This window comes from Staphylococcus sp. B1(2026) (assembly GCF_058895785.1).
In genome coordinates this window covers 1-9,986 of record NZ_JBZXTS010000046.1, presented here as the reverse complement: position 1 = coordinate 9,986, position 9,986 = coordinate 1, and the positions used below count along the sequence as shown (strand labels likewise).

The 9,986-nt window shown below is 30.8% G+C and carries 10 protein-coding genes; 7 read left to right on the top strand and 3 right to left on the bottom strand.

Features of this window, described 5'->3' with window-relative positions; all coding sequences use genetic code 11:
* The 5 genes from AC5EAH_RS06875 to AC5EAH_RS06855 form a co-directional block, all read left to right on the top strand.
* On the top strand, nucleotides 1–489 hold a 489-nt coding region (locus tag AC5EAH_RS06875; protein WP_493494039.1), incomplete at its 5' end, for a restriction endonuclease subunit S.
* A 17-nt stretch (nucleotides 490–506) separates the two neighbouring features.
* Nucleotides 507–1,439, top strand: coding sequence for a site-specific integrase (locus AC5EAH_RS06870; protein WP_493494038.1), 933 nt, complete (start codon nucleotides 507–509; stop codon nucleotides 1,437–1,439).
* A gap of 180 nt (nucleotides 1,440–1,619) precedes the next feature.
* Nucleotides 1,620–2,813, top strand: a complete 1,194-nt coding sequence (locus tag AC5EAH_RS06865) for a tetratricopeptide repeat protein (RefSeq protein ID WP_493494037.1) — start codon at nucleotides 1,620–1,622, stop codon at nucleotides 2,811–2,813.
* 9 nt (nucleotides 2,814–2,822) lie between these two features.
* Nucleotides 2,823–3,539, top strand: coding sequence for a M50 family metallopeptidase (locus tag AC5EAH_RS06860; RefSeq protein WP_493494036.1), 717 nt, complete (start codon nucleotides 2,823–2,825; stop codon nucleotides 3,537–3,539).
* A 233-nt stretch (nucleotides 3,540–3,772) separates the two neighbouring features.
* Nucleotides 3,773–4,504 (top strand): MIP/aquaporin family protein, encoded by a 732-nt coding sequence (locus AC5EAH_RS06855; protein WP_493494035.1) that lies wholly within the window; start codon nucleotides 3,773–3,775, stop codon nucleotides 4,502–4,504.
* A gap of 64 nt (nucleotides 4,505–4,568) precedes the next feature.
* Here AC5EAH_RS06855 and AC5EAH_RS06850 read toward each other — a convergent pair whose 3' ends face one another.
* From AC5EAH_RS06850 to AC5EAH_RS06840, 3 genes are all read right to left on the bottom strand, one after another.
* A complete protein-coding gene (locus tag AC5EAH_RS06850) occupies nucleotides 4,569–5,171 on the bottom strand; it encodes a helix-turn-helix domain-containing protein (protein WP_493494034.1) in 603 nt (200 codons plus the stop codon).
* A gap of 85 nt (nucleotides 5,172–5,256) precedes the next feature.
* The gene (gene folD, locus AC5EAH_RS06845; RefSeq protein WP_493494033.1) at nucleotides 5,257–6,102 is read right to left on the bottom strand and encodes a bifunctional methylenetetrahydrofolate dehydrogenase/methenyltetrahydrofolate cyclohydrolase FolD; all 846 of its coding nucleotides are present in this window, start codon (nucleotides 6,100–6,102) and stop codon (nucleotides 5,257–5,259) included.
* A 47-nt stretch (nucleotides 6,103–6,149) separates the two neighbouring features.
* A complete protein-coding gene (locus tag AC5EAH_RS06840) occupies nucleotides 6,150–7,418 on the bottom strand; it encodes a BaiN/RdsA family NAD(P)/FAD-dependent oxidoreductase (protein ID WP_493494032.1) in 1,269 nt (422 codons plus the stop codon).
* A 135-nt stretch (nucleotides 7,419–7,553) separates the two neighbouring features.
* On the opposite strand from AC5EAH_RS06840, the gene AC5EAH_RS06835 reads away from it, so the two are divergent.
* Nucleotides 7,554–9,167: a putative polysaccharide biosynthesis protein gene (locus tag AC5EAH_RS06835; protein ID WP_493494031.1), complete on the top strand. Its 1,614-nt coding sequence runs from the start codon at nucleotides 7,554–7,556 to the stop codon at nucleotides 9,165–9,167.
* 34 nt (nucleotides 9,168–9,201) lie between these two features.
* Nucleotides 9,202–9,900, top strand: a complete 699-nt coding sequence (locus AC5EAH_RS06830; protein ID WP_493494030.1) for a pseudouridine synthase — start codon at nucleotides 9,202–9,204, stop codon at nucleotides 9,898–9,900.
* Nucleotides 9,901–9,986: the final 86 nt, after the last annotated feature.

The window sequence follows — 9,986 nt, the reverse complement described above, 5'->3', positions numbered from 1 at the left end:
AAGTTGGGGGAAGTGGCAGAGATTAATCCTAAATCAATTATTCCTGAAATATTTGAATATGTTGATTTAGAAAGTGTTAGGGGAGTTAATATGTTAAATCATAAAACTTTATTGAAAATCAATGCTCCATCACGAGCACAAAGATTAGCATCTCAAGGAGATATTTTTTATCAAACAGTTCGTCCTTATCAAAAAAATAATTTTTTATATAATCTTCCTCACAATAATTACGTTTTTTCAACAGGATATGCACAACTAAGACCAAATATTGATAATTATTTTTTATTAAGTAAAATTCAAGAAGAAAAATTTGTCAAAAATGTTTTAAATAAATGTACAGGAACAAGTTATCCAGCTATTAATTCTACTGACTTAATAAACATAGAACTAATGGTTCCTATTACTAAAAAAGAACAATATAAGATTGGAAGAATTTTTAAACTATTTGAGAATCTCATCACTCTTCATCAGCGTGAGCCAAATTTCTAAAAATAGGGGGTAAAATCATGTTAAATAAAATAAATCGATTTGAAAAATTTCATGTATATTATAAACGTTGGATTACTATTTATAAAGAAGGTGCTATTCGCCCAGTAACTATGGCAAAATATCGTATGACACATCAATGGTTAGTAAAACTTATACCTAATTTAAAATTATGTGAATTAACACGTATTTCTTATCAACAACTATTGAATGATTATGCCATAGAACATGAACGACAAACTACAATGGATTTTCATCACCAACTTAAAGGAGCTATTATTGATGCTGTCGATGAAGGTTTAATTGATCGTGATCCGACAAGAAAAGCGATTATCAAAGGAAAAACACCTCGTGATAAAAAAATTAAATATTTAAATCAATTTGAATTGCATACAATGTTAACGCATCTTAATCTTACACAAAATATTAATTGGGATTGGTTCATTTTACTTGTTGCTAAAACGGGAATGCGTTTTTCTGAAGCATTAGCATTGACACCTAAAGATTTTGATTTTACACATCAAATGCTTACGGTTAATAAAACTTGGGATTATAAAGGAAATGGTGGATTTTTACCTACTAAAAATCAATCATCAGTTAGAAAAATACAATTAGATTGGCAAACGGTTATTCAATTTTCTGAGTTAATAAAAGGGATACCAGTTGAACAACCTATTTTTATAGCAACAAAAAATAAAATTTATAATTCTACTATTAATAATATTTTAGAAAGAGTTTGTAACAAAGCAAATGTGCCTGTTATTTCTATTCATGGTCTTCGCCATACACACGCATCTTTATTGCTTTTTGCTGGTGTATCTATTGCGAGTATCGCAAGACGTTTAGGTCATGCAAGTATGACAACAACACAAAAAACATATTTTCATATTATTCAAGAATTAGAAAATAAAGATATTGACTTAGTCATGCGTTCATTATCAGGATTAACTTAAAAATATTTGGCTCGCGTTGATGAAAGGTGATGAAAATAGAAGTATAAAATAAAAAACTATGCTTTAGTTAGTGAGAATAATAATATGTTTGATTTTAAATGATTTTTTATTTGTATCATATCATTTGTCAACTTCTATAGGATAAGGCATAATATTAGAAAATAGATAAGAGAGGTCATTATGGAAACATTTATTCAACAATTATATCAACATGATACAATTATAACAGAAGAACAAATAACACAATTAATTAAAGAAGCGTCAGAAGAATATTTATTTGAAGTAGCTGAACATTTATATCATTTAGGTTATATTGAAGAGGGAAATCGAATTGTCTCTCATTTATTAGTATCTTATCCTGATGATGAAGCACTATTAGTGTTATTATGTGAGGGCTTAACTGATTTAGGTAAGGATGATGAAGCTTTAGTTATTATCCATGCACATCAAGAAAGTGTACCTCTATTGATGATTGAAGCAGATATTTATCAACAACAAGGTTTATATGAAGTGTCGCAACAAAAATTACAAATGGCTTTGAAATTGGCACCAGATGAAGCTATTGTGCATTTTGCTTTGGCAGAATTATTAATGATACAATCAGAATTTTTACCAGCAGCACATCAATATAGTGAAGTATTAGATTTAGGCATGACTGAAATTAATGGTATTGTTATTCATCAACGTCTAGGAGAATGTTTTATTCAAGGTGCAGATTTTACACGTGCTTATGAACATTTAGTAAAAGCTGTGGAACAAAGTCGTTTGCCCTTACATTTATTTCAATTGGCTTATAGTGCTTATCAATTGGATTATATTCAAGAAGCGATTAAACGTTTAGAAGAAGTAATTTTAATGGATCCTGATTATTATAGTGCCTATGATTTATTAATTGAAATTTATGAACATGAAGAAAAGTATGAGGCAGCATTAGATATCGGTCAACAAGCATTAAAACATCAAGAACATAGTAAAGAATTGTATGCCTTGGTCGGTCGTTTAGCTTTACGTTATGGTAATACAAAAGAAGGTATTATGTATTTAATGCAAGCCTTGCAATTAGATGATAACTATTTAGAACCACGTTTATTATTATTAGAATACTATAATGAATATGAAGATTTTGAACAAGCTTTACATTATATTAGTCAAGAAGAAACAAATGATTTTGAACATAATGCTTATTATAATTGGGAAGCGGCACGTACTTATCGCGGTTTAGAAGAAGATGATAAAGCACGTTATTTTTATTCGCAAGCTATGTTGCAATTACATGATAATCACGATTTTATTCACGATTATATTGATTATGCTTATGAAATTTCAGATGTGGCATTGCAACAACAGTTAGCACAATATCATCATCATGAATAGGAGTTTACTATGTTTAAATTAAATCAATCTTTGTCAGTGACAGACAAATATATTTTTATAGGTGCGGTCGTCAGTTTACTTATTTTGTATTTTTTTAGTGCCAATTTATTAAGTACATTATTAAGATTTTCAGGTACCATTTTACATGAATTTATGCATGGTTTTATAGGTTCATTAACGGGCAGTACAACACAAGCCATTACTTTTAATTTTAATCAAGGTGGTGGTGCTAGTGCTACTGTCGTATCAGCACACACATTGATTGGTTATATTAGCCGATTTTTAGTAGCGATTGTTGGCTATACAGTTGGTTTACCATTTGTTTATATGGCTTTAAAATTAATTGCTAATCAAAAATATGAAATCTTATTAGCCATGTTTGGCTTGATTTTAGTTTATGTTTTTTTCAAGAGTAATCAAAAAATTATTTTAACTATTTTGATTGCCTTATGTATTGTCGCAGTATATTTAGCAACACAAAAATTTGGTGTTAATTTATTTTTACCGACTGTTTTGCTATTACTTATTTCTTGGATTGCGGTAGGTAATATCATTGACACTCTTATTTTAGGTCAATATTTAAGTAGTTGGCATCCAGAAGGTGTACAAGATGCGATGTTATTAAAATCATATACTTTTATACCAGCAATATTATGGATTGTCTTTTTTATTACATGGAATTTAGGGTGGATGTATAAAATTATTACTGATATGTTTGTGAAGTAAGTAAAGAGCTTTTAGTCAAGTAGATTATATTTGAGAGAATGATTTATGTCGTTCTCTTTTTTATTTTTGAACATTATTTGTCGATTTCAACTGATTATTAAAAATTTTCATAAAATGTTTGAAATTTAATTCGTTTTCAATGATTTGTTTATAAAACTATCTTTACTTTTTCAGAAAAACGCATTAAAGTTAATATATATTTATGAAATAGCTGAGTAAGAAGGAGTTTTATCATGGACTATTCATTAACAATTCGTTTAATTGCAGAAGTAATGGCAACAGCATTAATGATTACTTTAGGTAATGGTGCGGTGGCTAATGTAGAATTAAAAGGTACTAAAGCAGGCGTAGGTAATTGGAATTTAATTGCTTTTGGCTATGGTTTTGGTGTAATGATACCAGCAATGATTTTCGGGGGTATTAGTGGTAATCATATAAATCCTGCTTTTACTATTGGCTTAGCTATTAATGGCATGTTCCCATGGCACGAAGTTGTACCTTACATTGTTGCACAAGTGATAGGTGCAATGATAGGTCAAATGATTGTTTATTTTGCTTATCGTCCATATTATCAAATGACAACTGATTCAGGTGCTATTTTTGGGACGTTTTCGACAACAAATGCAGCAAATTGTAAAATTAATGGGTTTACCAATGAATTTATCGGGTCATTTATTTTATTTTTCGCAGCTTTAGGGATTACAAAATCATCATTATTTGTAGATAACCCAGGTACAGCGCACATGACTTTAGGATTTTTAGTGTGGACTTTAGTTGTATCATTAGGAGGAGCAACTGGTCCAGCATTAAATCCAGCACGTGATTTTGGGCCGCGTTTATTATATATGTTTTTACCTTTTAAACATAAGCAAAGTGCAGATTGGGGATATGGTTGGATTCCGATTGTAGCGCCAATTATAGCTAGTATTATTGCGATATTTGCTTATAAAAATTTATTTATGTAGTGATAATCATAAAAAAACAACAATTTTCGATTTTGAAAATTGTTGTTTTTTTATATTAGTTAAATTAAGAAGCAATATGGCATGGACATTGTTCATGTTGACAATGACAGGCATCAGGTGGACAAGTACATTGTCCTGATTGATAACAATCACAATGATTCGTTTGACATTGACATTGCCCAGGCTGACACAGGCAAGTTGATTGTGTATTATGTGTTGTACATAAACATTCTTGGATGTTTTTAGTAGTGACATTAATGATAGTACGTTCTTTATTTGTGTGATTCATGATTTGTCCTCCTTGTACAGTCAGTGATAATTGTATTCGAGAAAATGATTTGAAAGATTGTCCATTTCTAATCTCAGAAGGTGTGAAGCCATGAAAATGTTTAAAGGCTGAACCAAAAGCATCTGATGATTCATAACCGAATTTCATTGCGATATCAATAATTTTATCATTTGTATCTCTTAGTTGAATAGCAGCTTCTGATAATCTTCTATTTCTAATATATTTTGATAGAGGGATATTTGTTAAAATAGAAAATAATCGACTAAACATTGCATAAGAATAACCAGAGATGGCAACAATTTTATTAGTATCAATAGTATCATCTAATACGGTTTCAATATACTCTATAGATTGGTTAAATGCTTTAATTATATTCATGTCATCGTGCTCCTTCATAAATGAATTATATAATGTTTTTCTTTAATAAACCCAATAATATTTGTACCAATTTAAAAGGATATAATTATTGAATCATTTTTGCTGCTAATAATGTATTGTTTAAGAGCATCGTAATCGTCATTGGCCCAACACCACCAGGAACAGGTGTAATAAAGCTAGCACGTTCTAATGCTTCGTCAAAATTGACATCACCGTACATCTTACCATTTTCAAAATTATTACCAACATCTATGACGATGGCGCCTTCTTTAATATCATGTCCACTAATTAAATGTTTGCGACCTACCGCGGCAACAACAATATCAGCATCTTTTAAATGTTGTTTTAAATCTTTAGTGCGTGAATGTGCTATCGTTACAGTTGCATTTTCTTGTAATAAAAGTAAGGCAACAGGTTTACCTACAATATTTGAACGACCAATCACAAGTGCATTTTTACCATTAATGTCAGTGCCAGTTTCTTTAATTAATTGGATGATGCCTAATGGTGTACAAGGTACAAAGGTTGGTTCGCCAATGACTAATTTACCGACATTAATAGGATTAAAACCATCAACATCCTTATGTGGTGCAACAGCATTTAAAATTAATTGCTCATCAATATGTTGTGGTAGTGGCAATTGAATTAAAATACCGTGAACAGTAGGGTCTTCATTTAAATGATGAATTTGTGCTATTAATGCTTGTTCAGTAATGGTTGGCTCTAATTGAATAATGTCTGATAGAAAGCCATTTTCTAAACAAGCACGGTGCTTAGCTTTAACATAACTTTGAGATGCGGGATTATCACCGACAATCACTACAGTTAGTTTAGGGTGCACCCCTTGTTGTTTTAATTGTTCAACTTGTTGTTTTAAGTTGTGACGATACTGTTGAGCGATAATTTTTCCATTTAGAATTGTAGCAACCATAAAGCGCCTCCTTATACATAATTTACAATAATTTTAACATAATAGGCTTAAACTTGCCAACTTGCATTTAAGCCAGCGACATAACCAGTCACTAAGGCAACTGTAATATTGTAGCCACCAGTATAACCATGTAAATCTAAAATTTCTCCACAGAAAAATAAGCCATTTGTTTTTTTAGACATCATAGAATGTGGTTCAACTTCTTTAATGTCAACACCACCACCTGTAACAAACGCTTTTTCAAGAGGTAATGTACCAGAAATTTTAAAAGTAAACTGTTTAATTAACTGACATAAATGTGTTAATTTTTTTGGAGAAATATCAAAGGATGTTAAGTGTTCATTAATATCAGCTTGTTGTAATAAAAATAATGCATAACGTTCAGGGATATATTGTGTAATGATATTTTTAATGGCCTTTTTAGGAGCATCTTTTAATAAATCATCAATTTCTTGTTGTACTTGTTTGATTGTTTTATGTGGAAAAATATCTAGTGCAACAGTAATGTTTTGTTGCTGTTGTTTTTGTTGCTCACGATAAATAAATTGAGAACAACGAAGTGCTGCAGGGCCACTAATACCAAAATGGGTAAAAATCATATCCATTTGATGCGTAACAATCGCTTTCCCTTGTTGATTAAGCACAGATAAGCCAATATCTCTTAATGATAAGCCTTGTAAAGTTTTATTTTGAATAAATGCTTCATGACTAAGTAAGGGCACTTCTGTTGGAAAAAGTGGGGTAATCGTATGTCCAGCTTTTTTTGCCCAAGGATAGCCATCACCAGTAGAACCTGTATGTGGTGCACTACAACCACCTGTGGCAATAATGACATTGCGACATTGTACATATTGGTCATCAGATAAAATTACACCAGTGACTTGTTGATTATCTATTGTAATATCAGCGACTTTTGCATTTGTCCACACAGTAACATGTTGTTGTTCCAATTGAGTTAATAAAGCATTAACGACATCTTTTGCTTTATTACTTTGTGGAAACATACGCCCATGATCTTCTTCTTTTAAAGGTACACCTAAATTGGTGAAAAATTCAATAATATCTTGATTATTAAAAGTAGAAAAGGGGCTGTACATAAATTTACCATTACCAGGAATATGCTTAATAATGTCACTTTCGCTATGACTATTTGTGACATTACAGCGTCCACCACCAGATAATAATAATTTTCTACCTAAACGTTTACCTTTATCAATTAATAAAGTTTTAGCACCAGATTGACTAGCTGAAATTGCTGCCATTAAACCTGAAGGGCCACCGCCTATTACGACGATATCATAATGATGTTTTTTCATGAGTTACTCCTTGATTATATATTTCTCTTCTATCATATCATGTTCGTGAATGTTTTAATAATGTAATATCCATATCATCTGAAAATATGGTAAAATGAGAAACGGGTAGTATAATTAACGAGAGGAATATACTGTATGAAAAAACAATCATTAATGAAAGGAACTTTTATTTTGACTGCGGGTATTATGGCATCAAAATTAATTGGTTTACTTTACATTATTCCATTCTATTCATTTATAGGTGGTTCACAAAATATTGCATTATTTACTTATGCATATATTTATTACGCATTAGTATTAGAGGTCACAACAATTGGGGTGCCGTCTTCTATTGCTAAATTGATTGCGAAATATAATGCACAAGGAAAATATAAAATTTCAAATAAATTATTTCAATCAGGCATGATATTTATGTTTATTATGGGGTTAATTGGCTTTTTAATCATGTATTTTGGTGCAACAATGATTGCCAAAATCTCTATTGCTGATCAAGGTCAAACTTATTCTGTGGCTGATTTAGCTTTTGTAATTCAATCATTATCGTGGGCAGTTTTGTTAGTACCGCCATTAGCCATGTTAAGAGGATTCTTTCAAGGTAATGAATTTATGACGCCATCAGCTGTATCTCAATTAACTGAACAAGTAGGACGTATTATTTTCTTATTAGTTGGTGTTTATTTAGTAATGAATACAACTGGAGATGTTATTGCAGCCAATGGTATTGCGACTTATGGTGCAACGATCGGTTCATTAATAGGTATTTTAACTTTAGCTTATTATTACATGAAAAATTATCAACATATTCAATATCATGTTAATCAAGATCGTAGTCAAGCACGTTTATCATTGTTTAAGGCGTATAAAGAAATTATTATTAGTGCGATTCCATTTGTTTTCATTGCTTCAACAGTATCGTTATTCGGTTTAATTGATAATGCGATTTTTCCGAGAGCAATGAGTGCTATTCATCAAGCACATTTGACAGATGATATTTATTCTGTAGTAACGAATTTGATTAATAAAATCGTCATGGTACCTGTGTCATTAGCAACAGCATTTTCATTTACTTTATTAGCGATTATTACACGTCTATTTGTTCAAAAACAATATAAGGTAATGAAGCAACAAATTGATAAAATTTTAAGTACGATGTTGTATTTAGTAATACCTGCACTTTTTGGTATTTATTCATTAGCTGGTCCAGTTTATACAGCTTTTTATAGCTATGCACCAGAAAATAGTGTGTTATTAATGAGTTATATTCCATTAGCATTAGTCATCTCAATTTATTCGGTAACATCTATGTTATTACAAGGTATTGAGCAACAAAAATGGAATATTATCGTATTAATTATAGGTTTAATTGTTAAAGTGTCAGTAAGTTATCCACTAATTACAGCGTTTCAGGCACATGGTTTAATTCATTCGACAACGCTAGCGTATGTAGTAATGATTATTGGTAATTTTATTATACTCAAGAAATCAGTGAATTATAAACCGATAGAAGTGTTATATAATATGGCATGGATATTAATCGTTAGTTCAGTGATGTATTTAGTTAGTGTATTAAGTTATTATGGTTTAACTTATGTGATTGATCCTACACAACGTAAAGGGGCGGTAATCATTATAGCGATATGTGCAATGATTGGTGGTAGCGTTTATTTATTATTGACTGCACGTTATGGCTTAGCAAGTAAATTATTAGGTACACGTATACCATTTATTGCAAAAATAGAGAAAAAATAAGGTGCTTTAGCACCTTTTTTATTAGGAGGTAAGTATGAGATTAGATAAATTTTTAGCGGATATGGGAATAGTAACGAGAAGACAATGTAAAAAATTCATGAAACAGCACAGTGTGACAGTCAATGATCAACGTATTTTAGATACGAAATTTAAAGTAGATGTGGATAAAGATAGTGTTAAAGTGAATGATGAAGTGATAATTTATCAACAGTATTATTATATTATGTTAAATAAACCAGCTGGTGTTATTAGTGCAACTGAAGATAATTTTCATGAAACGGTTATTGATTTAGTTGCTGAACATTATCATCATGTTGATTTGTTTCCAGTAGGCAGGTTAGATATAGATACAGTCGGTTTGTTATTATTAACGAATGATGGTCAATTAGCACATCGTTTGTTATCACCTAAACACCATGTCGCTAAATGTTATTATGCACATATTGATAAAGCTTTACCTTCGGATGCTGTGTTACAATTGCAAGCAGGTATTGTGTTAGAAGATGGCACACAATGTTTACCCGCATCGTTAGAAATAATTTTGGAGCAAGCGATTAAATTAACAATATATGAAGGTAAATTTCATCAAGTTAAACGTATGATTCAAGCTTTAGGAAGTGAAGTAACTTATTTACAAAGATTAACTATGGGCACACTAAAATTAGATGAACAATTAACCGAAGGGGAGTATCGTGCATTAACAGCAGATGAATTATCAGAACTATTAGGTTAATCACAAAGTGAGGCATTGAGCTAACGAATGAGTTTCTCGATGCTTCACTATTTTTTTGAAAGATAGGTTGTAAAATTAAATGCGAC

What these genes read in the sequence shown, in the direction of transcription:
- AC5EAH_RS06870 (WP_493494038.1), top strand. Translation starts at nt 507, where the DNA reads ATGTTAAATAAAATAAATCGATTTGAAAAATTTCATGTATATTATAAA.
- AC5EAH_RS06865 (WP_493494037.1), top strand. Translation starts at nt 1,620, where the DNA reads ATGGAAACATTTATTCAACAATTATATCAACATGATACAATTATAACA.
- AC5EAH_RS06860 (WP_493494036.1), top strand. Translation starts at nt 2,823, where the DNA reads ATGTTTAAATTAAATCAATCTTTGTCAGTGACAGACAAATATATTTTT.
- AC5EAH_RS06855 (WP_493494035.1), top strand. Translation starts at nt 3,773, where the DNA reads ATGGACTATTCATTAACAATTCGTTTAATTGCAGAAGTAATGGCAACA.
- AC5EAH_RS06850 (WP_493494034.1), bottom strand. Translation starts at nt 5,171, where the DNA reads ATGAATATAATTAAAGCATTTAACCAATCTATAGAGTATATTGAAACC.
- folD (WP_493494033.1), bottom strand. Translation starts at nt 6,102, where the DNA reads ATGGTTGCTACAATTCTAAATGGAAAAATTATCGCTCAACAGTATCGT.
- AC5EAH_RS06840 (WP_493494032.1), bottom strand. Translation starts at nt 7,418, where the DNA reads ATGAAAAAACATCATTATGATATCGTCGTAATAGGCGGTGGCCCTTCA.
- AC5EAH_RS06835 (WP_493494031.1), top strand. Translation starts at nt 7,554, where the DNA reads ATGAAAAAACAATCATTAATGAAAGGAACTTTTATTTTGACTGCGGGT.
- AC5EAH_RS06830 (WP_493494030.1), top strand. Translation starts at nt 9,202, where the DNA reads ATGAGATTAGATAAATTTTTAGCGGATATGGGAATAGTAACGAGAAGA.